The organism is Huijunlia imazamoxiresistens, assembly GCF_037132455.1.
In the GTDB taxonomy this organism is placed as follows: Bacteria; Bacteroidota; Bacteroidia; order Chitinophagales; family Chitinophagaceae; genus Flavisolibacter; species Flavisolibacter imazamoxiresistens.
Genome location: NZ_JBBBEI010000005.1, coordinates 1 through 20,565 on the forward strand (window position 1 = coordinate 1; position 20,565 = coordinate 20,565).

Annotated in this window: 16 protein-coding genes, 3 tRNA genes and 1 pseudogene; 12 read left to right on the forward strand and 8 right to left on the reverse strand. The window is 56.5% G+C overall.

Annotated elements, in window-relative coordinates:
- From V9K67_RS07515 to rfbD, 3 genes and pseudogenes are all read left to right on the forward strand, one after another.
- Positions 1 to 225 (forward strand): annotated as a pseudogene (locus V9K67_RS07515) (nucleotide sugar dehydrogenase); the annotation flags it as partial.
- 1 nt (position 226) lies between these two features.
- Complete coding sequence (rfbC, locus tag V9K67_RS07520) at positions 227 to 781, forward strand: dTDP-4-dehydrorhamnose 3,5-epimerase (RefSeq protein WP_336721192.1); 555 nt, start codon at positions 227 to 229, stop codon at positions 779 to 781.
- Positions 782 to 786: 5 nt separating this feature from the next.
- Positions 787 to 1,650, forward strand: a complete 864-nt coding sequence (gene rfbD / locus V9K67_RS07525; RefSeq protein WP_336721193.1) for a dTDP-4-dehydrorhamnose reductase — start codon at positions 787 to 789, stop codon at positions 1,648 to 1,650.
- A 158-nt stretch (positions 1,651 to 1,808) separates the two neighbouring features.
- Here the strand turns inward: rfbD and V9K67_RS07530 are convergent, their stop codons facing one another.
- On the reverse strand, positions 1,809 to 2,507 hold the full coding sequence (locus V9K67_RS07530; RefSeq protein WP_336721194.1) for a TapB family protein: 699 nt from the start codon (positions 2,505 to 2,507) through the stop codon (positions 1,809 to 1,811).
- 92 nt (positions 2,508 to 2,599) lie between these two features.
- Between V9K67_RS07530 and V9K67_RS07535 the strand changes: the two genes are divergently transcribed.
- Together V9K67_RS07535 and V9K67_RS07540 are read left to right on the forward strand one after the other, a co-directional pair.
- Complete coding sequence (locus V9K67_RS07535) at positions 2,600 to 4,219, forward strand: sensor histidine kinase (RefSeq protein WP_336721195.1); 1,620 nt, start codon at positions 2,600 to 2,602, stop codon at positions 4,217 to 4,219.
- Between the two features lie 427 nt (positions 4,220 to 4,646).
- Positions 4,647 to 5,651, forward strand: a complete 1,005-nt coding sequence (locus V9K67_RS07540; protein ID WP_336721196.1) for a bestrophin family protein — start codon at positions 4,647 to 4,649, stop codon at positions 5,649 to 5,651.
- 48 nt (positions 5,652 to 5,699) lie between these two features.
- On the opposite strand, the gene V9K67_RS07545 is transcribed toward V9K67_RS07540, so the two are convergent.
- Positions 5,700 to 5,770: transfer RNA gene (locus tag V9K67_RS07545), tRNA-Gln, on the reverse strand.
- 140 nt (positions 5,771 to 5,910) lie between these two features.
- Between V9K67_RS07545 and V9K67_RS07550 the strand changes: the two genes are divergently transcribed.
- Positions 5,911 to 6,153: a hypothetical protein gene (locus V9K67_RS07550; RefSeq protein WP_336721197.1), complete on the forward strand. Its 243-nt coding sequence runs from the start codon at positions 5,911 to 5,913 to the stop codon at positions 6,151 to 6,153.
- A gap of 158 nt (positions 6,154 to 6,311) precedes the next feature.
- Here V9K67_RS07550 and V9K67_RS07555 read toward each other — a convergent pair.
- A tRNA-Gln gene (locus V9K67_RS07555) sits at positions 6,312 to 6,382 on the reverse strand.
- Between the two features lie 92 nt (positions 6,383 to 6,474).
- The gene (tyrS, locus tag V9K67_RS07560; protein ID WP_336721199.1) at positions 6,475 to 7,752 is read right to left on the reverse strand and encodes a tyrosine--tRNA ligase; all 1,278 of its coding nucleotides are present in this window, start codon (positions 7,750 to 7,752) and stop codon (positions 6,475 to 6,477) included.
- A gap of 323 nt (positions 7,753 to 8,075) precedes the next feature.
- Here tyrS and V9K67_RS07565 point away from each other — a divergent pair, with 323 nt between their 5' ends.
- Positions 8,076 to 9,179, forward strand: a complete 1,104-nt coding sequence (locus V9K67_RS07565; protein ID WP_336721200.1) for a putative type IX sorting system protein PorV2 — start codon at positions 8,076 to 8,078, stop codon at positions 9,177 to 9,179.
- Between the two features lie 30 nt (positions 9,180 to 9,209).
- On the forward strand, positions 9,210 to 14,255 hold the full coding sequence (gene porU2 / locus V9K67_RS07570) for a putative type IX secretion system sortase PorU2 (protein ID WP_336721201.1): 5,046 nt from the start codon (positions 9,210 to 9,212) through the stop codon (positions 14,253 to 14,255).
- A 176-nt stretch (positions 14,256 to 14,431) separates the two neighbouring features.
- Here the strand turns inward: porU2 and V9K67_RS07575 are convergent, their stop codons facing one another.
- The 4 genes from V9K67_RS07575 to V9K67_RS07590 are packed head-to-tail and all read right to left on the reverse strand — an operon-like array spanning position 14,432 to position 18,529.
- Entirely contained in the window at positions 14,432 to 14,959 is a 528-nt protein-coding gene (locus V9K67_RS07575; protein ID WP_336721202.1) for a hypothetical protein, read from the reverse strand.
- A 36-nt stretch (positions 14,960 to 14,995) separates the two neighbouring features.
- Positions 14,996 to 16,726, reverse strand: a complete 1,731-nt coding sequence (locus V9K67_RS07580) for a sulfatase-like hydrolase/transferase (protein ID WP_336721204.1) — start codon at positions 16,724 to 16,726, stop codon at positions 14,996 to 14,998.
- A 12-nt stretch (positions 16,727 to 16,738) separates the two neighbouring features.
- Positions 16,739 to 17,929 carry a hypothetical protein gene (locus V9K67_RS07585; protein WP_336721205.1) on the reverse strand — a complete coding sequence of 397 codons (1,191 nt, stop codon included), beginning with the start codon at positions 17,927 to 17,929 and terminating at the stop codon, positions 16,739 to 16,741.
- A 9-nt stretch (positions 17,930 to 17,938) separates the two neighbouring features.
- Positions 17,939 to 18,529 (reverse strand): riboflavin synthase, encoded by a 591-nt coding sequence (locus V9K67_RS07590; RefSeq protein WP_336721207.1) that lies wholly within the window; start codon positions 18,527 to 18,529, stop codon positions 17,939 to 17,941.
- Positions 18,530 to 18,634: 105 nt separating this feature from the next.
- Between V9K67_RS07590 and rpsU the strand changes: the two genes are divergently transcribed.
- The 4 genes from rpsU to V9K67_RS07610 all read left to right on the forward strand — a co-directional run bounded on the left by rpsU (position 18,635) and on the right by V9K67_RS07610 (position 20,473).
- Positions 18,635 to 18,832, forward strand: a complete 198-nt coding sequence (rpsU, locus tag V9K67_RS07595) for a 30S ribosomal protein S21 (RefSeq protein WP_336721208.1) — start codon at positions 18,635 to 18,637, stop codon at positions 18,830 to 18,832.
- 63 nt (positions 18,833 to 18,895) lie between these two features.
- Positions 18,896 to 19,807 (forward strand): tyrosine-type recombinase/integrase, encoded by a 912-nt coding sequence (locus V9K67_RS07600; protein ID WP_336721210.1) that lies wholly within the window; start codon positions 18,896 to 18,898, stop codon positions 19,805 to 19,807.
- 135 nt (positions 19,808 to 19,942) lie between these two features.
- The gene (locus tag V9K67_RS07605; RefSeq protein ID WP_336721211.1) at positions 19,943 to 20,242 is read left to right on the forward strand and encodes an HPF/RaiA family ribosome-associated protein; all 300 of its coding nucleotides are present in this window, start codon (positions 19,943 to 19,945) and stop codon (positions 20,240 to 20,242) included.
- 158 nt (positions 20,243 to 20,400) lie between these two features.
- Positions 20,401 to 20,473 (forward strand) — tRNA-Thr (locus V9K67_RS07610).
- The last annotated feature ends 92 nt before the right edge of the window (positions 20,474 to 20,565 follow it).

Here is a 20,565-nt window from a genome sequence, read left to right on the forward strand (position 1 = left end):
GACCCGCATGCCGACAGCCAGGAGCTGGAGCACGAATACGGCTTCGGACTGGTGGAAGGCGCCGGGCAGGATTATGATGCGGTGATTGTGTGCGTGGGTCACGAGCCTTATGTGCAGCTGAAAGAAGATTATTTTACATCCATTACAAAACCCCATGCCCTGATCGCGGACCTGAAAGGAATGTATCGCGGCACATTTACCAACAGAACTTACTGGAGCCTTTAATATGCCTTTTCTTACTTGTGATCTGCCGGGACTGGTGATCGTTGAACCCACCGTATTTGAAGACAGCCGGGGATATTTTTTCGAAGCCTACAACCAAAAAGTGTTTCACCAGGCCGGCATTACCGCCGATTTCGTACAGGACAACCAGTCGAAGAGCAGCTATGGCGTGATCCGCGGACTGCACTACCAGCTCAACCCCGCAGCCCAGAGCAAGCTGGTGCGCGTGCTGGAAGGAACGATCCTGGACGTGGCCGTGGATATCCGCAAAAATTCGCCTACCTATGGCCGTCACTTCTCCATCGAGCTGTCGGCGGAGAACAAAAAGCAGCTGTACATCCCCGAAGGTTTTGCACATGGCTTTTCGGTGCTGAGCCCCACGGCTATTGTGCTGTACAAGTGCAACTCCTTTTACAACAAGCAGGCCGAGGCAGGCATCCGCTTCGACGATGCCGAGCTGAACATCGACTGGAAGGTGGATGCGGGCCGCGCCGTGGTATCGGACAAGGACCTGGTGCTTCCCTCTTTTAAGGACAGTGTTTCCAACTTTGAATTTTGATCCCGATGAGTAAAATTGTTATCATAGGTGCCAATGGGCAACTGGGCAGCGAGTTCCAGGAGCTGGCAGCCGCTAACCCGGGGCACGAATTTTTCTTTTTCGACCGCGACCTGCTCGACATTACCGTAAAGGAAGATGTGGAGCGGAAGATCGCCGAATTGCAGCCCGACTACCTGGTGAACTGTGCGGCCTATACGGCCGTGGACAAGGCGGAAACCGACGTGGAGGCCGCTTTTGCCATCAACGGCACCGCAGTGGGCCACCTGGCTGCCGCCTGTGCAGCCCATAACGTACGCCTGGTGCATATTTCCACCGATTACGTATTCGACGGCACGGCTTCCGCGCCTTATACCGAGGACGCTCCCGTAGCGCCGGCCAACGTGTACGGCCGCTCGAAGCTGCAGGGCGAGCAGGAAGCCCAGGCCCACGACCCGCAGGCGATCATCATCCGCACAGCCTGGGTGTATTCGGTGTATGGCAACAACTTTGTCAAAACCATGCTGCGGCTGATGAAAAGCCGGCCCGAGCTGAACGTGGTGGCCGACCAGCAGGGTTCGCCCACCTATGCGGCCGACCTGGCGCAGGCCATCCTGCACATCGTGGAAACCGGTAACTGGGTCCCCGGCATTTATCACTTCACCAACGAAGGGGTGATCACCTGGTTCGATTTCGCTGAGGCCATCCGCAGTTATTCCCATGCTGCCTGCACGGTGCACCCGATCCCCACGGAGCAGTACCCCACACCGGCCAGCCGGCCCAAGTATTCGGTGCTGGATAAAACCAAGTTCGCCCGCACCTTCGGCATTGAGCTGAAGCCCTGGCAGGAAAGCCTGCGGCTGTGTTTGGAGAAACTGGCCGTAGCGCAGTAATAGATTAGAAGTCCGGAGGTCGGAACGTCCGGAAGTCCGAAAGACGCTTACTTAGGCAGGAATGGTTACGGTTTTAGCTCCATTAGTTGCTCAAGCGATAGTTACAAATTTCAAAGCGTTTCTTTCGGACTTCCGGGCTTATCGGCTTCCGGACTTTTTTATTTCGTAATGGAAGTGATCATCGTTGATCCGTTCAGCTTCCCGTTTTTCGCGTACGATTCCGTTTTCACCACGCCCATGCCCGGCACGAACCATTCCTTCGCTTTGAACGACATCGGGATGCCGATGACGGTGCCTATCCGCATATAGCCGTCGTAGGTGATGATAAAGGCCTCCCAGGATCCGGCCGGCGTCGTTACCTTTTCCTTTGCGTCTACCTTGCGGTTTTCCGCCTTATAGCTGATCTTGGCCGGAATGCCCGAGCTTAGGGTGATATCCATGTTGAAGTCTACGTCCTTAAGGCTCTGGCCCACGCTCATGGAGGAGGGGTATTCGAGGTACATCGAGGTCATCTGGGCCTCGGAAGGGCCCAGGCCCTGCGGCTGCTGGGGCATCGACATGCGGATGTCGGCCTGCAGGTTGCCGCCCGTGCATTTGTAGGATCCCTGGCTGGTGGCGATCTCTTTTCCCTTGTCGTCCTTCATGGTGGACGTAAGCTGCGAGGTAAAGCCGCCGCCTTCCTTTTTCACGTCGGTGACCTTCCAGGTTTGGGTAGCCGCTTCCTTTCCCTTCTTATCGTAGATCGTCAGCTGCACCTGGGCGTTGTTGGTCATATACAAAAAATTTCCGCAGTCCTGGGCCCAGAGGGCGGAGCAGGCCGCCAGCTTCAGGGCAATGGTAATGAGCAAATTTTTCATACAGCTTTTCTTTATAAGTTAAGCAAAATGGAGGAGGCAAAAAAATTCGCTGAAAAGTAAGCTGAACAGATTAATTTGTGGGATATCATCATATGAATGAGGTCTTAGACTTTTTCCGCAAACTTTTCGACACCTCGGACTGGCCGCCCCGCTGGCATTGCGGAGAGTGGACCGGCTTCCACGGGTGGCTTTATATCCTCAGCGACCTGCTGATCTGGTCGGCCTATTTTGCCATTCCGCTGATCATCCTGCGCTTTATTACCCGCCGGGCCGACGCCCGGTTTGTACGGGCCTATTTCCTGTTTGCCGCCTTTATCCTGGCCTGCGGTTCCACGCATTTGCTGGATGCCGTTTCCTTCTGGTTCCCGGCCTACCGGCTGAACGCCCTGGTGCGGCTGGCTACCGGCGTGGTGAGCTGGGTAACGGTCTTCTACTCCATCAAAATTCTGCCGGTAGCCATGTCGCTGAAATCTCATGCCGAGCTGGAAAAAGAGATCGCCGAGCGCAAAAAGGCCGGGGAGGATTTAACGGTGATGATCCGCCAGCTCAACGAGGCCCAGGACATCGCCCGGATCGGTCACTGGCAGTGGGACGTGCTGCAGAACAAGCTGACCTGGTCGGACAGCCTGTTCAAGGTGTACGGCTTTCCGCCCAGTGATAAGCCCATGTCCTACGACGATTTTATCAGCCGCGTGTATCCCGCCGACCGCAATTTTGTCAACGAGGCCATTGAGGAGGCATTTGCCACCAGGGAATTTCCTTCCTATGTGCACCGCATCGTGCTGGACGACGGCTCGGTAAAGGTGATCCAGGCGAAAGGGGAGGTGGTGGTGAACGAAGCCGGGGAGGTGGTGCGCATGATCGGCACCGGCCAGGATATAACCGAGCAGCACCTGGCCCGCCAGCAACTGCTCGACAAGACACAGGAGCTGGAGTCGGCCAACATCGAGCTGAAAAAGTTTGCCTATATCGCTTCGCACGATCTGCAGGAGCCCCTGCGGAAGATCATGACCTTTGCCTCCATGCTGGAAGCCGAGGCGCCGAACGGCCTGCCGGGGAAAATGGGCGTCCATATCGAAAAGATCGTCGGTTCGTCGCTCCGCATGCAGCGCCTGATCGGGGATATCCTTCGGTTTTCGAACCTGAAGCATACCGGCGAGGAGTTTGCACCCGTGGCCCTGAATGACGTGCTGGACCAGGTACAGGGCGACCTGGAGCTGCAGTTGGAGGAGCACGGCGCCCGGGTGGTGCACGACGACCTGCCGGTGATCGAGGCCATTCCTTCGCAGATGGGGCAGCTGTTCCAAAACCTGCTGAGCAATGCCCTCAAGTTCCGCAGGAAGGAGGAGGCACCGCTGATCCACATCCAGGCCCGCCTGGTAACGGGCCAGGAGCTGCTGCAGCACCCGGAATTTGAGCGGTATATCCGGGGCCTGTCGGCCAACCACCGCAGCTGGACGAAGGAGCGCTTTGTGCTGGTGACGGTCAGGGACAACGGCATCGGCTTTGAGCAGGTGTATGCCCATAAAATCTTCGAGGTGTTCCAGCGGCTGCAGGCGGACCAGACCGCCGGCACCGGCATTGGCCTGGCCATCTGCAAAAAGATCGTGGACAACCACTACGGCCTGATCGCCGCCGACGGCCACCCGGGCGAGGGGGCTGTTTTTACCGTGATCCTGCCCGTATCGCAAAAGAATTTTATCAAGGGGTAACCTCTCCCCCGGTCTAGCCTAAGGCTAGACCACCCCCTCCCCACATAGGGCTACCGTTAGGACACATCTTTTGCGGATGGGAAAGGTCTGCGTAGAGCCAGAGAAGCCCTGCGGGCTTCCTGCTACCGTCCTCAGCAAAAGATGTGTCCTAACGGTAGCTCTCCACATGGAGAGGGGGCGCCACGCCGCAGGCGGGGCGGGGGAGAGGTTTTACGCCAGCCGCAGCAAAACCTGCCATTTACCTTCTGCCGACCCACTTCCTTGCCTATGTAGGATATCCCTGATCGTTATCTCCAATGGCTGAGGCATAAACTTTGTACAAATGTTGTTGAACTGATGCCTGCCGGTCTTCCCCATGCTTCGTTGGAATCGTTGCAGGCGGGGACCGGGGCTTTAACCTTATCACCGTCAACAACAGAACAGCCTTATGTACGCAGCCCGGAACCTGTCCTTCAGCCTTGTGCTCAGCTTTGCCTGGAAACCCCTGCTGGTTTTCTTCATCTATTCTTCCATCATTACCTGCCTGTACGAACTGGCCGGCTGGACCTTTTTGGGACTTCCCTTTGGCCCGATCAGCCTGATCGGTACGGCAGTAGCCTTTTACGTAGGTTTTAAGAACAACTCCTCTTACGAACGCCTGTGGGAAGCCCGGAAGATCTGGGGTTCGGTTGTCAATACCAGCCGCACCTTTGCAGTGGCCCTGCTGGATTACCTGCAGCCCGGCAAGGACCTGGACTACGAGAAGCTGAAGGAACACAAGCACATTCTTGTTTACCGCCATATCGCCTTTGTCAATGCCTTACGCATCCAGCTGCGCAACCGGAAACTGTGGGAAGTAAAGAACGACCCGTTTACCAAGATCGTCCGGGAGGAAACGCCCTTTTCGCACCAGAACCTGCTGGCAGAGATCAAGCAGTTCCTGCACGACGATGAAGCGGAGATGCTGTACAACAAAGCCAACACCGCTACGCACATTGTTCGGAAGCAGAGCGAGCACCTCCTGTACCTGTACCAGCAGGGCTGCCTGGATACCTTCAAGCACGTGGAACTGGGGCGGATGATCGGCCAATTATACGATCAGCAGGGCGCCTGCGAACGCATCAAGGGTTATCCCTTCCCGCGGCAATACGCTTTTTTCAGCGAGGTATTTGTGTGGCTGCTGGCGATCGTGCTGCCCTTTGGCCTGGTAGGAGAGTTGGGAAAAATCGGTGAGGGCTATGTGTGGCTGACCGTTCCCATGACCGTGCTGATCTCGTGGATCTTTTATGTGATGGAAGTAGTGGGCGATAAGAGCGAGAATCCCTTTGAGGGAGGTATCAATGATATCCCGATGACGGCCATCTGCCGCACTATTGAAATTGACTTAAGGGAGATGCTGGGAGAAAAAGATATCCCGGGACGCATTTACCCGGTGAAGAACATTATTATGTAGGCCTATAAAAAACAAAGCCCCGGACGTTGACGTACCGGGGCTTTTTCGTTGAGCTACTAGGATTCGAACCTAGACAGACAGAACCAAAATCTGTAGTGCTACCGTTACACCATAGCTCAATTCCGTAACGGGGTGCAAAAATAGGGGTCCATACGAATTCGCCAAAAAAAGTTGAAAAAAATTTCGGGAAATAATTCAGCGCCACAGAACGATATGCTTACTGGAGCTACAGCAGCAAAGCAAAAGGAAGTGATTGCATATGTCCTTATATACGTTTATAATGAATTATTCAGGGGGCGTTTATATTTCGCAGGTGATTGCTTCCGGTGAAAGGAATGCGATGCGCAAATGGTTGATGGAACTGGAAACAGACAGCATGGAAGGATTTACAAAAGAAGACAAGCAACAGTTAATCACAGATGACTTTTCTGATGAAGACCCTGTGCCAATAGAGGGGTGCAAAAATGTCTGGTGTTTTGGTGCCAGAACTGCCAAAGAATGAGCGTTGATCAACTTTATTAAAACAGAGGTTCTTTAATCGGTAAATTTTATTTTATGCATGCTTGCCGGGATGTGTAGCCAGGGGCAGGAGAGGGTATTTGTAAAAAGTCAGGTGACGTATAAGCACAAAAAAAGCGAAGAAAAATCTTCGCCTTTTTGTTGAGCTACTAGGATTCGAACCTAGACAGACAGAACCAAAATCTGTAGTGCTACCGTTACACCATAGCTCAATTCCGTATTGGGAGTGCAAAAATAATAGCCCAGGTGGATTGCACCAAAAAAATCTTCAGATTTTTTTGAAAAGGGGGCGTTTCGCCCCCCCTTATATAGCTTTTACCAGGTAGTAGTTTCTTCTTCCCTTTTGAATCAGCAAATAGTGTCCGTGCAGCAGGAGGGAGGCGTCCACCGTAAATTGAAGGTTCTCCACCTTGTTGCGGTTGATGCTGACACCCCCGTTCTGGATCATCTTGCGGGCCTCACCCTTGCTGGGGAAAATTTTGGTATCCGCCAGGAAGGTGGTAATGTCCACACCGCTTTGCAGGGTGCTGCGCTCCACATCCACCTTTACAATGCCTTCCATGCCTTCGAGGTCCTCCACGCTCAGTGCGTCGGCCGGCGCATTCTGGCGGGCAAACAGCTTCTCGGTGGTCTCGATGGCCTTTTGGTATTCGGCCTCGCCATGGATCAACAGGGTGATTTCCTTTGCCAGCACTTTTTGCAGCACCCGCTTCGAGGCGTCGGCCCGGTGCTCGGCGATCAGCCCTTCGATCTGCGCCCGGTCGAGCATGGTGTAGATCTTGATCCATTTTTCGGCATCGGCATCGGCCGCATTCAGCCAGAACTGGTAAAACTGGAACGGCGTGGTACGTACGGGGTCGAGCCATACGTTGCCCTGCTCGGTTTTTCCGAACTTGCCGCCGTCGGCCTTGGTGATCAGCGGGCAGGTAAAGGCAAAGGCCTCGCCGCCGGCCTTGCGGCGGATGAGTTCGGTGCCGGTGGTGATGTTGCCCCACTGGTCGCTGCCGCCCATCTGCAGCTTGCAGCCTTTATTCTGGTACAGCCAGTAAAAATCGTAACCCTGGATCAGCTGGTAGGTGAACTCGGTAAAGGAAATGCCGGTCTCCCCCTCGATGCGCTTGCGCACGCTGTCCTTGCTCATCATATAGTTGACGGTGATGTGCTTGCCCACATCCCGGATAAAGCTCAAAAAGTTCATGTTCTTGAACCAGTCGTAGTTGTTCACCAGCAGGGCGGCGGTGGGTCCTTCGGAGTCGAAATTGAGCAGCTTGCGCAACTGCTTTTCGATGCCGGCAATGTTCTGCTGCAGCACGTCCTCGGTCAGCAGGTTGCGCTCGGCGCTCTTGCCGCTGGGGTCGCCCACCATGCCGGTGGCGCCGCCCACCAGCGCTACGGGCCGGTGCCCGGCCCGCTGCAGGTGCACCAATAAAAGAATCGGTACCAGGTGGCCGATGTGCAGCGAATCGGCGGTGGGGTCGATACCTACATAGCCGGCCGTCACTTCCTTGGCCAGTTGTTCCTCGGTGCCGGGCATGATATCCTGGATCATCCCCCTCCAGCGCAATTCCTCTATCAAATTCATAGAAAATTCATTTAGGCCGCAAAAATAAGGCAGGGGCCCGCAGAACGGAGCAATTTGAAAACAGATCCTCCGTTTAAATGGGGATTTCATCGATAAGTTTCACTATCTTAAAGAGGAGATAGTAATTTTGTCCGTCATCCATTACCATCAATCATCCGACAGATCCTTATTCAATATCCCTTGTTCAGGCCCCTGTGTGACACACCTCAACGCGTATTTCCTACGGAAAACAGGCTTCAGCGCCCTGGGGCCGCCAGGATTTCCTGCTGGCAAATAATTTTAGTACATATTGAATTGCGATCGCTTACCTGAAAACATTCAGCATGAAAAAGGTTACGCTACTGTGCTTTGTTTTTGTATGTCTCGCCTTCCCCTCCCTTGCCCAGTTCCGGGTATATGTAAACGAGTTCCTGAATATCGGCGCCGGCGCCCGCGGCCTGGGGATGGGCAGCGCCCAGGTGGCTTCGGTTCGCGACGGCACCGCCGGCTACTGGAACCCCGCCGGCCTGGCCGACGTGCGCGACGTGCCCAACATCAACGCCATGCACTCGGAATACTTTTCCGGCATCGGCAAGTACGACTATGCCAGCGTGGCCCTGCCCCTGTCCGGCAACCGCCGCACCCTGGGACTGACGGCCCTGCGCTTTGCCGTGGATGATATCCCCAATACCCTGACACTGGTGGAACCCGACGGCTCGCTCAACTACAACAACGTTTCTTCCTTCAGCTCGGCCGACTACGCCTTCCTGCTGTCCCTGGCCCAGAAGGTGCAGGACGAGGAGGACCGCAGCCTGCAGTTCGGCTTCAACGCCAAGGTCATCCACCGCTCGGTGGGCTCCTTTGCCCGCGCCTGGGGCTTCGGCCTTGACGCCGGCGTGCAACTGACCCGCGACCGCTGGCGCTTCGGGCTGGTAGGCCGCGATATTACCACCACCTTCAATGCCTGGAGCTTTTCCTTCACCGACCGCGAAAAGGAAACCCTCTACCTCACCAACAACGACATTCCCGTCAAGTCCACCGAAATGACCGCTCCCCGCCTGGTGCTGGGCGTGGGCCGCGACTTTCCCCTGGGCGAAAGCGCCAACCTGCTGGCCGAAGCCAACCTGGACCTGACCTTCGACGGCAAACGCAATACCCTGCTCAGCGCCGACCCGGTCAGCGCCGATCCCAAGCTCGGGCTGGAGCTGGACTTCAACAAGGTGTTCTTCCTGCGGGCAGGTATCAACAACTTCCAGCGGGCCCTGGCCGATGCCGATACCCTGAACCGCAAAAAGGTCTGGATCTACCAGCCCAGCGCCGGCGCCGGCTTCCGCATCCAGAACGTGAAGATCGATTACGCCTTTACCAACCTCGCCAACCAGTCGAACCCCCTGTTTACCCACGTCTTCTCCCTGCAGCTGGACCTGGTAAGCAATAATAACCGATAAAATCCAAGCCTAACTCCTAAAACCTTTTCCATGAAGAAAGTGCTCATTTTATTGTTGACGATGTGGGCCTTCGCCGCAAGCGCCCAGGTGTTCAATAACGAATGGATCGACTTTTCAAAAACCTATTATAAGTTCAAAGTGGCCAAAACGGGCCTGCACCGCATTTCCCAGGCGACGCTGAACACCGCCGGGCTGGGCAGCGTGCCCGCCGAACAGTTCCAGCTGTGGCGCCACGGCCAGGAAATACCCCTTTATACTTCCTCGGCCACCGGCGCGCTTTCCTCCGCGGGCTATATCGAGTTCTGGGGCGAATTGAACGACGGCAAGCCCGACAAGCAGCTGTACAAGCAGCCCGAATTCCAGCTCAACGATAAATGGAGCCTGCTCACGGATACGGCGGTTTATTTTCTGACGGTTAACCCGACGGGTGCCAACCGGCGGCTGGCGGAAACGCCCAATACCATCAGCGGCACCCCGACCCCCGAGCCCTACTTTATGCATACCGTCGGGCAATACTATAAGGCCCGCCTCAACCCCGGCCGAGGGGTCGTCATCGACGGCCAGCCTTTATATTCCTCCTGGTACGACGAAGGCGAGGGCTATACCTCGACGGAGATCGGCTCCAATGCGTCCCTCTCCCAATCCTTCACCAACCTCCAGCCCTATACCGCCGGGCCGGCCGCTACCCTCAGGGTCAGCGTTTCCGGCAACGCCTGGCGGCGCCGGAACTTCCGGGCCACCGCCTACAGCGATTCCATTACCGGCGGGCGGGTGGACTCCTTCAACGCCGTTACCCAAACGGGCTCCTTTGCCGCCAGCAAACTGACTGCCACCGCCGCCATCCAGGTCACCAACCTGTGTAATACCACCGGCTGTCCTTCGGACCGAATGGTGGTCCATAAGATAGAGCTTACCTACCCGCGTCTCTTCAATTTCGGGGGGCAGACGAACTTTGAATTCACCCTGCCGGCCAGCACCGGCACCAAGTACCTGGAGATCACCAACTTTTCCCTGCAGTCGACCACGCCGGTGTTGTATGACCTGACCAATGGAAGGCGGTACGTAGCCGTGCTGACCGGCTCCACCGTCAAGGTGTTGCTGCAGCCCTCGGCCACCGAGCGCCGGCTGGTGCTGGTGAACCAGGCAGCAACCAATATCACCGCCGTCGACGGGCTGGTTTCCCGCAGCTTTACCAACTATGCCCAGGCGGCCAACCAGGGCGACTACCTGATCATTACCAACGGGGCCCTGACCTCCGGGGGCAGCGCCGTGGACGATTACAAGGCCTACCGCAGCTCCGCCGCCGGCGGCAGCTACCGGGCCCAGGTGTACCTGATCGACGAGCTGGTGGACCAGTTTGGCTTCGGCATTAAAATGACGCCCCTGGCCGTGCGGAACTTTATCTGGTATGCCCGCCAGCGGTTTTCCCAGGCCCCGAAGCATGTGTTCCTGCTGGGCAAAGGCCTGCACTATACCGACCAACGCACCTATGAAGCGAACGCCAACCTGCCCCTGCTGCACCTGGTGCCCACCTTTGGCTACCCGGCTTCCGACTTCCTGTTGAGTGCTGAGCACGGCAGTGCCGTACCCCAGACGCCGATCGGGCGCCTGTCGGTCATCAACCAAACCGAGATTGCCGAATACCTGAAAAAGGTAAAGGAGCAGGAAGCAAACCAGCAGGCGCTGTCGCCGAAAGTGGAAGACCGGGCCTGGACGAAGAACGTGGTGCATACCATCGGCGTCAGCGAGCCGTCGCTGCTGGGGCTGATCCAGTCGTATATGAATTACTACAGCAGCGTGGTCACCGATACGCTCTATGGCGGCAAGGTCACTACCTTTTCCCGCACCAGCAGCGGAACGATCTCCCAGCTGACCAGCAAAAAGTTCGACAGCCTGATGACCGAAGGCATCAGCTTTATCACCTATTTTGGCCACTCCGCCACCGGTACGCTGGACTTTAACCTGGAAAATCCCGAGGTGTACAAGAACGTGGGCAAATACCCCATGTTCGTGGCGCTCGGCTGCAATGCGGGCAACCTGTACAGCTTCGATACCAAGCGCCTCGTGGCCCGCGAAGCCCTGTCCGAAAAGTACGTGCTGGCGCCCGGCAAGGGCATGATCGGCTTTGTGGCCAGCACCAGCTTCGGCATCGTAAATTATTTCAACATCTGGGGCACCGGTTTTTACCAGGCCCTGGCGCGGACCGATTACGGCAAAACCATCGGCGAGCTGATGAAGGTGTCCGCCGCCCGCCACCTGGTGCTGGACAACGACTTTTATTCCCAGGCCATCGTGTCGCAGCTGCAGCTGAACGGCGACCCGGCCATGAAGCTGAATACCCATGAAAAGGTCGACTACGCCCTGACGGACCCCATGGTGGAGATCAATCCCACCTTTATTTCCGTGGCCGAGAATTCCTTCCGGGTCAAGGCCCGGTGGACCAACCTCGGTAAAACCACCAACCGCAAGATGGTCGTCGAGTTCAAACGCGAGTTCCCCGACCGCAGCGTGCGGGTCGTGCACCGCGAAACCCTGGACAGCCGCCATTTCGAGGATTCCGTGGTGGTGGACCTGCCCATCGACGCCTTGCGCGACAAGGGCACCAACAAGCTGACCATCACCGTGGACGCCGACAACCAGGTGGATGAATTCTTTGAATCCAACAACTCGGTGACCAAGGAGTTCGTCATTTTCGAGGACGAGGCCCGCCCGGTTTACCCCTACAATTTTTCGATCGTCGGCCAGCCGAACCCGCACTTCTTTGCCTCCACGGCCGACCCCTTCAGCCGCAGCAAGGAATACCGGCTGGAGATCGATACCACCGAGCTGTTCAACTCTTCGCTGAAGGTTTCCCAGTCCCTGTCCAGCTCCGGCGGCCTGCTGGAATTCAGCCCCACCCTCTCGCTCCGGGATAATACCGTTTATTTCTGGCGGGTGGGTACTGTGCCGGCTACCGGCAGCATCAAGTGGACCAACTCTTCGTTCCTGTACCTGGCGGGCGGGCAACCCGGCTTCAACCTGTCGCACCTGTACCAGCAGTTCAAGACCACGCCGGAACTCCTTTCCCTCGATTCCACTTCCCGGCGCTGGACCTTTGACCCCGTAAGCAACAACTTATTTATCCGCAACGCGGTCTGGGGTACGGCTACCACCCAGGAGGGCGACCTGGTCGTCAACGTGAACAACGCCTCCTATATCCGCAATACCTGTAACTACGGCTGGATCTTCAATGTGTTCGATAAAACCACCTTCAAGCCCTGGCGCAATGCCGTTTCGGGCGGGCAGGGGCTGTACGGCAGCCTGCCGCCGACCTGTGGGGAAAGCCGGATGTACAACTTCGAGTTTTTTAACGATACGGCCGGCCGCCGCAAGGCGCTGAACTTCCTGCGCCAGGTGCCCGACGGCTTTTATGTGGTGGTGCGCAACCAGCCGTACTCCGCCGTCAACAGCAACCAGTATGTCAGCAACTGGCAGGCGGATGCCAACATTTACGGGGCGAACAACACCCTGTACAGCGAGTTGAAGAAAAACAATGTGACCATCATCGATTCCTTCTACCGGCCGAGGGCTTTTGCCGCCGTCTTCAGCAAGAACAATCCCCAGTTTGCGCCCCGGCAGGGTGCCACCGAAGGATTGAACGATAAGCTGACCCTGTCGGCCGACCCCCTTTCCTCGGGCTCCTCCGGCACGGTGGCTTCGCCCGTCTTCGGCCCGGCCAAAGCCTGGAAGCAGTTCAGCTGGGAAGGCACTTCGCTGGAGGCCAATTCAACGGACATTGCCCGGGTGACGATCGAGGGCATCGACAACAACGGGAACACCAGCACCCTGCTCAATAATATCGACCGCAGCCAGGGCACGGTGGACCTTTCTTCTATCGATGCGGCGGAATTCCCCTTCCTGCGGCTCCGGATGACCAGCATCGATTCGGCCAACTTTACGCCCTACCAGCTCAAATACTGGCGGCTGGCGTACGACCCGGCGCCGGAAGGAGCCGTGGCACCCAATCTTTATTTCCGGATGAAGGATACCCTGGCCCCCGGCGAGCCGATCGAGCTGAAGCTGGCATTCAAAAATGTCAGCCCCACCCGCTTCGACAGCCTGCTGGTAAAAGCGGTGGTTACCGACCGCAACAACGTGGAGCACGTAGTGCCCGTGGAGCGTACGCGGCCGCTGCCCGGAGGCGACACCCTTACCCTGACCCTGAACGTCGATACCCGGGAGCTGACGGACGCCAACTCGCTGTACGTGGACTTTAATCCCGACAACGACCAGCCCGAACAGCACCATTTCAATAACTTCATCTTCCGCAACTTCCTGGTCCGGGGCGACAACCAGAGCCCGATCCTGGACGTGACCTTCGACAACGTGCACATCCTGAACCGCGATATCGTGTCGGCCAAGCCGCACATCGTGATCCGGCTGAAGGACGAGTCGGAAAAGCTGCTGCTGTCCGATACGGCGCTGATGACGGTAAAAGTGCGTTATCCCGACGGGCACCTCCAGACGTTCGCTTACGACAATGATACCCTGCAGTTCCAGCCGGCCACCCAGAGCGCCGACAATACCGCCACCCTATCGTTCCGGCCGTCCTTTTCCGAAGACTCGGGCGAGGGCGAATATGAGCTGATCGTTTCGGGTCGCGACGTCAGCGGCAACGAGGCCGGCGAAAGCGATTACCGGGTGGCGTTCCAGGTCATCAACAAGCCCATGATCTCCAACCTGCTGAACTATCCCAACCCCTTCACCACCTCTACAGCCTTCGTGTTTACCCTGACAGGTTCGGAAGTGCCGCAGAATATGCGGATCCAGGTGCTGACGGTCACCGGCAAGGTGGTGCGGGAGATTACCAAGGAGGAACTGGGACCGCTGCATATCGGCCGCAACATCACCGAGTTCAAGTGGGACGGCACGGACCAATACGGGCAGCGGCTGGCCAACGGGGTGTACCTCTACCGGGTGCTGACCAATTTGAACGGCAAGTCGCTGGAAAAGCTCACCACCACCGACGGCAAGAATGCCGACAATACCGATAAGTATTTTAATAAGGGTTATGGAAAGATGTACCTGATGCGATAGTGGGATTTCGGATGTCGGATGTCGGATTTCGGATCCCCGTGAAAGTTGATAATGCTTTACGTAATAAAAAGCCCCCGAAACCCGGGGGCTTTTTATTACGTATTTAGGTTGTTTCTTTTAAGCAAAGAACCCATCAATTGTCAAGTGATTCGAAATCCGAAATCCGACATCCGAAATCACCTCTGCCAGGTGTATAAAAAATAGGGCGGAAAGGTCAGGAAGGGCGTCAGCTTGCCCTGGGGCAGTTCGCTGCTCAGCAGGGGAATGAGCCAGGGTGCGCTGAAAAGGATGATGATCTTTCCCTGGGTGTCCAGTTTTTGAAGCATCGTGGCCAGCAGGTCGCGGATCTGCTCCTTTTTGTAAAACGAAAGCGGGATAGAGCTGATGATGTAATTGGCGGTAAAATCCCCCGGCAGGGCGCCGGCAAAATGAAAGGCATCGCTATGGTGCACCTGCACGTGCGGGAACCGCTGCTTCAGGAAACCCGTAGCCGCCTCGTCGATCTCGAATACATGGAAGTGGCCCTGGCGGGCAGGGGTAAGCCGCTTCACCACTTCGGCGGTGATCTCTCCTTTGCCGGCCCCGATCTCGATGATGTTGACCCGGCCCCTGGACGGAGCGATTTCGGCCACCAATCGGGAAATGATCCTTTTGGGTGTTTCCCGGACGGCCCCGGTGGTGAAGATGTTCTTTAGGTAGCTCATACAGTTGGGTAAGAAAACGGTGAATGCCGCTTCCCTTTAAGGGGAAACAGGGTGCCAAATATCCTTTCTTTTTTCAACTACACGCTCTACTGTTTTTTCGTTGTTCCGGATCGAGAGGTGGTATACGTCCCCGGTTTTGGAAAGCGTTCCATAGGGCTGGCTGCAGGCTTCCACGCTGTTGATCTCCAGTTCGAAGTCGGCGGGAGGGGCATGCAGCGAACGGCCCTGCCAGCACCCGGGCACCGGCGACTGGATGCGTTCGGCCACGGTGGGGGCCACATCCAGCAGGGTGGCGCCTTCGAGGTTTTTGTACCAGTCGCGGTCCTGGTCGTAAATGAGCAGCGGCACGGAGATCAGCTTTTCGTGCACGCTGCCGCCATGCCGCCAGGCGTTGTTTTCGCCAAACAGTTCGCCATGGTCCGCCACGATAAACACGGTGGCGTTCTGCAGCAGGTTTTGCTGTTTGAGGTGGTCAAACACCTGGCGGATGACGTAGTCGGCCTGCAGGACGCCGTTGTCGTAGTTGTTGACCAGGGCGGTTTCCTTACCGGTGGTCAGCCCGATCTTGTCGGGGAGGAATTTGCGGAACGGCTGGTTGCGCTTGCCCAGCATGTGGGTGGACAGCAGGTGCAGGTACACGAAGGAGTTGGCCGGCAGCGGGGTGTTGCGGAACTCCTGGAGGGTCTGCAGGTCGTCGTCGTTCTGGACCCGCGGGTTCTTGGAGCTTTCATAATAATAATCGCAGTTGCCCCGGTACAGGGCCGACAGGCCGTACCAGTCGCGGTGAAAGCCGGTGAGAAAGGCATAGGTACGATAGCCCGAAAGCTTCATGAACTTCATCAGGCTGAGGCCGTTGTAGCCGAACTCGTTCCAGCTGCGGGAAAAGAACAGGCCCGAAATGCCGCCGATGGTCATGGTGGAAGGAGAGAAGGCGTTCTTCACCACCTGCAGCTTTTGTTGCCGGTACAGGCTGTCGAGGAAAGGGGCGGTCTGGCGGTCGTAGCCGTAAAACGGCAGGTGATCGCTGCGCAGGGCGTCGGCCAGGATCAGGATAATGGAGCGGCCGCTTTGCGTGTTCGGCCGGACCGAGTCGATGCAGGGCCGGTCGTTCAGGCCTTTCTGGTAGCGTACCCGGTCAAAGGCCAGGTCGTTTTCCTTTCCCCACATTTCGCCGAGTGTAAATTCCAGCAGGGGTTCTTCGGCAAAATGCATCACCCGCTTCAGCGCCCACAACTGCTGGTGAAACAGTACGGCCAGCACCAGCAGGCCCGTGGCGGCCATCCACGACTTTTTCCGGTTAGCGGGCTGCTTCCAGGGCTGAACGGCGGCCTGCAGCCCGTCCGGCCGGGGACGCAGCCACCCGAACAGGGCGGCCAACAGGCCCAGGTAGAGCAGCAGCAACAGCCCGGAGATCCATTTTTCCACCGGCATGATGCCGATGAAGTCGGGCAGCGAAAAGAAGTAGTTGCCCAGGATGGGCAGGGTGATGGTTTTGTTCCAGAAAAAATTGCTTCCCAGCATCAGCAGGTAAAACTGGGTAAGGGAAAAGAAGAACAACCCGTTGACGCCATACAGCAGGGCCGAACGGGTGGGCCGGTGGCCGACAAAGAGGGCAATGCCGGCATTGAGCAGGAACAGCCCCCCGTACACCAGCGCCATCACCAGCAGGTGGTAGGCCGGGACCGTCCAGTGGTAATTAAAAAAACACAGGAGCGCCAGGCTGGCAGCCAGGGAGAGAAGGGCGAAAAAAGAGATAATGCGTTTCATAAGGTTAGGGCATTAAGGCCGGGAGGCCGGGCGGGGCGCCGCCGTTGGTGCAAAAAGGTTTTCAAAAAGCTGAAAGAGGCCGCAGAACAGAAAAACAGGCACCAGCGTCAGCAGGAACCGGTTGTGGTAGTCGTCGCACTGCAAACAAACCGCCAGGGCAAAGGACCCGATCAGCAGGGCGGACAGCCAGGCATAGGGCGGACGCGGGCGGGACCCCCGCAGCAGGTTGCCGATAAGGGGCAGGTAGAACAGGGCGCCCAGGAGGGCCAGGTAGGCATTGTGCGCCGGGCTGTAGTAAGGCCGCACCAGCAGGAAAAAGGCCTGCAGCCGCCGGGCCGACAGGGACAGGAACTCCGCGGGATAGGCGGTAATATAGGCTGCGAGCTGGCCCAGGGGCGAGCGGTCTTTTAAAAGTTCCAGGCTGTGGCGCCCCCTGGTGGGCAGGTCGCAGATAATATAATGGTATTCCGCCGGCTTCAGGATCTGCCAGTCGTTGATGTTGCCCAGGATCACGTTGGCCGCCGCCGCGGATACCAGCAGGCCGGCGCCCAGGCCCAGTAGCCACCATAACCGCAACCGGCCGTTGCCGTGCAGCACCAGGTACAGCAGCCAGCAGGGAAGAAACAGGATGCCCAGGGGACGGGAGGCGATGACCACCGCCAAACAGGCCAGCTGCAGGCCCACGACCCGCAGGGTCAGCGGCGGCCGCCGCAGGCAGGAAGCGAAAAACAGCAGGGAGGCGCTGTAGAACAGCGATTCGGTGTACAGGTACACATTCCAGTGCTGGTAGGGCAGGCAGGCCAGGAGCAGCTGCGTGGTCAGGAGTGCACTGAAGGGAGCCGCCTGCAGCCGGCGCAGGGCCCGGAAGAAGGCCAGCGTCGCCAGCAGGTTGGCCAGCAGCTGCAGCGCCACCGCCAGGCCAAAGCCGCCCTTCAGCTTCAGGCTGAAGGCGATGACCAGCGTGGTGGTCAGGTAAAAGAAATAGCGGACGCCGGGCAGCGCGCCGGTTTGCAGCAGGCGTTGGGCGGCGCGGATGTATTTTTCACTTTCCAGCACCGGCTGGATGCCGGTATGCAGCAACAGGCCCCCCTGCACCAGCAGCCAGGCCAGCACCACCAGCACGAACTGGGTGCGCGCCGTACGGATCCCGGGCAGGAAAAATTTGCCGCCTGCCTTATGGGGAAGTTGCCAAGGATTGATCATCTGCGGAAATCAGGCAGAAAGCCGGGCGTTTCTTAATATATATTTACCGATCATGTCGAATTCGAGGTTCACCGGGGCGCCTTCCTTTAAATACTGCAGGTTGGTGTGGGCGAAGGTGTAGGGAATGATCGCCACTTTGAGCGTGTTGCGGCTGACGTCGAAGGCAGTGAGGCTGATGCCGTCGATGCAGATAGAGCCCTTTTCAATGACCAGGGGCGCGAAGCCTTCGGGGAATTCAAACACGATCTCGGTGCTGCCGCCGCAATCGGTCATGCTGCGGCAACGGCCGGTGGCATCCACATGGCCCTGTACAAAATGGCCGTCCAGGCGGCTGGAGGGCTGCAGGCTGCGTTCGAGGTTCACAAAGCTGCCCGCTTCCCATTGGTGCAGGCTGGTTTTCTCCAGGGTTTCCTTCACGGCCGTTACCTGGTGAAGGCCGTCCTCCAGGCGTTCCACGGTCAGGCACACGCCGTTATGGGCAAGGCTCTGGTCCACTTTCAGGTCGGCAAACAGGGGCGATTCCACCCAGAAGGTTTTGTTCGTTCCCTGCGCACTTACGCGTTTCACCTGGCCCAGGGCTTCGATAATTCCGGTAAACATGGCGTAAATTTCGGGGTTTTTGATTTTTCTTTTGGAAGAAATTAAAAATGGGCCTTATCTTTGCAATCCCAAAAAGTAAAAAGCAATTAAAGGAGGTATAATATTATGCTAATCATCGATTCGAAAGACTGCGAAAACATAGACAAGGCCCTGAAGAAGTACAAGAAGAAATTCGAAAAGGCTAAGATCTTGTTGCAGTTGCGTGAACGCCAGGCGTTCATTAAGCCGTCCATCCGGCGTCGTGGCCAAGTGCTGAAAGCCGTCTACAAGCAACAGATAGCCAGCGGCAAGATTGAAGCTTAATACCTCTCTGCCAGGATATTGATTGAATAGCTGCAAAGTTTCCTACTTTGCAGCTATTCTTTTATGCAGCCATCCCCTCCGCCTCCCCCCGTTCAGTCCTTCCTGGACTACCTGCGTTTGGAAAAACGCTTCTCCCCGCACACCCTGCTGGCCTACCAGGCCGACCTGGACCAGTTTTTTGATTTTTTGCAACGCACCTACGGCGCCCTTTCCCTGCCGCAGATCAGCCACAGCTATATCCGCACCTGGCTGGCTTCCCTTAAGGACGAAGGATGGACGGGCAAGACCCTCAACCGGAAGATCTCCACCCTGCGCTCCTTCTTCAAGTACCAGGTAAAGACCGGAACGGTGGAGCAGACCCCCATGGCCAAAATAGTGGCGCCTAAATCTGAAAAGCGCCTGCCGCAGTTTGTAGGCGAAGCGGAAATGGCCAACCTGCTGCAGCTCGTAGAGTTCCCCGACGACTGGAAGGGGCGGACCGACCGCCTGCTGCTGCTGCTGCTGTACCATACCGGCATGCGCCTGAGCGAGCTGACGGGGCTGCAGGAAGCAGGCCTCCATCCCGCCCAGTGCACGCTGAAGGTGCTGGGCAAAGGCGGCAAGGAGCGGATCCTGCCCCTCAGCGCCGCCCTTATGGCCGAGCTACAGGCGTATTTGGGCGCTAAAAGGGCGTTAGCGGCAGGGGAGGGGCCCCTGGCCACCACGGTGCTGGTAACGGAAAAAGGGGCGCCCTTGTCGCCGCGCAGCGTGTATGCCACGGTGAAGAAGTACCTGGGCCTGGTAACGACCATCGAAAAGAAGAGTCCGCACGTGCTGCGGCACAGTTTTGCCACCCACCTCACCAACAGCGGCGCCGACCTGAACGCGGTGAAGGAACTGCTGGGGCATAGCAGCCTGGCAGCCACCCAGGTATACACCCACAACACCATTGAAAAGCTCAAAACTATCTACAAACAGGCGCATCCCAAAGCCTGAAAAAAGGGTGTCATTTTCTGGTAACTTTTTCCGGGTTATTCTTGGATTAAATCCCCTGATGGCCTAACTTCATAGAAATCTGTTACCCCAAAACAACAGCTCTTTATTTATTCTTTCACGTAAAATATCACTTCTATGAACGTACACATTCAAACGCTTCATTTTGACGCCGACAGGAGATTGGTAGAGTATGTAACCAAAAAGGTTGAGAAGTTGAATACATTCCATGACAGGATTATTAAGGTCGACGTGTTCTTGAAGCTTGATAATGTGGTACATACGATCAAGGACAAAATAGCTGAGATCAGAGTGCATGTACCCAAGGCTGATTTTTTCGTAAAATCAACCAGCAAATCGTTCGAAGCATCTTTTGATGAGGCTTTCGATTCGCTGGTCAACCAAATCAAAAGAAAGAAAGAAAAACAAGTAGCTTAAAAACTCCCGAATTATGTGTAGACCCCTGATAATCAGGGGTCTTTTTTTTGCCTTTAAAAAATCAAAAAAAAATTTGGCGAAATTGTTGGTGGTTTGGCGAATCCCCTTACTTTTGCACTCCCCACAACGGAATACAGTTCTTTAAAAGTAAACAAAACGCCACTTTAGCTCAGCTGGTAGAGCAACTGATTTGTAATCAGTAGGTCGTTGGTTCGATTCCGACAAGTGGCTCTGAAGTTTCGGATTGCAAAAAAAAGTACAAAAATAAATTTGGTTGTTTGAAAAAATAACCGGTACTTCGCAGCCCGAAATTGCTCCGGGCA

Coding starts and splice junctions, on each gene's coding strand:
- rfbC (WP_336721192.1), top strand. CDS start 227: ATGCCTTTTCTTACTTGTGATCTGCCGGGACTGGTGATCGTTGAACCC.
- rfbD (WP_336721193.1), top strand. CDS start 787: ATGAGTAAAATTGTTATCATAGGTGCCAATGGGCAACTGGGCAGCGAG.
- V9K67_RS07530 (WP_336721194.1), bottom strand. CDS start 2,507: ATGAAAAATTTGCTCATTACCATTGCCCTGAAGCTGGCGGCCTGCTCC.
- V9K67_RS07535 (WP_336721195.1), top strand. CDS start 2,600: ATGAATGAGGTCTTAGACTTTTTCCGCAAACTTTTCGACACCTCGGAC.
- V9K67_RS07540 (WP_336721196.1), top strand. CDS start 4,647: ATGTACGCAGCCCGGAACCTGTCCTTCAGCCTTGTGCTCAGCTTTGCC.
- V9K67_RS07550 (WP_336721197.1), top strand. CDS start 5,911: ATGTCCTTATATACGTTTATAATGAATTATTCAGGGGGCGTTTATATT.
- tyrS (WP_336721199.1), bottom strand. CDS start 7,752: ATGAATTTGATAGAGGAATTGCGCTGGAGGGGGATGATCCAGGATATC.
- V9K67_RS07565 (WP_336721200.1), top strand. CDS start 8,076: ATGAAAAAGGTTACGCTACTGTGCTTTGTTTTTGTATGTCTCGCCTTC.
- porU2 (WP_336721201.1), top strand. CDS start 9,210: ATGAAGAAAGTGCTCATTTTATTGTTGACGATGTGGGCCTTCGCCGCA.
- V9K67_RS07575 (WP_336721202.1), bottom strand. CDS start 14,959: ATGAGCTACCTAAAGAACATCTTCACCACCGGGGCCGTCCGGGAAACA.
- V9K67_RS07580 (WP_336721204.1), bottom strand. CDS start 16,726: ATGAAACGCATTATCTCTTTTTTCGCCCTTCTCTCCCTGGCTGCCAGC.
- V9K67_RS07585 (WP_336721205.1), bottom strand. CDS start 17,929: ATGATCAATCCTTGGCAACTTCCCCATAAGGCAGGCGGCAAATTTTTC.
- V9K67_RS07590 (WP_336721207.1), bottom strand. CDS start 18,529: ATGTTTACCGGAATTATCGAAGCCCTGGGCCAGGTGAAACGCGTAAGT.
- rpsU (WP_336721208.1), top strand. CDS start 18,635: ATGCTAATCATCGATTCGAAAGACTGCGAAAACATAGACAAGGCCCTG.
- V9K67_RS07600 (WP_336721210.1), top strand. CDS start 18,896: ATGCAGCCATCCCCTCCGCCTCCCCCCGTTCAGTCCTTCCTGGACTAC.
- V9K67_RS07605 (WP_336721211.1), top strand. CDS start 19,943: ATGAACGTACACATTCAAACGCTTCATTTTGACGCCGACAGGAGATTG.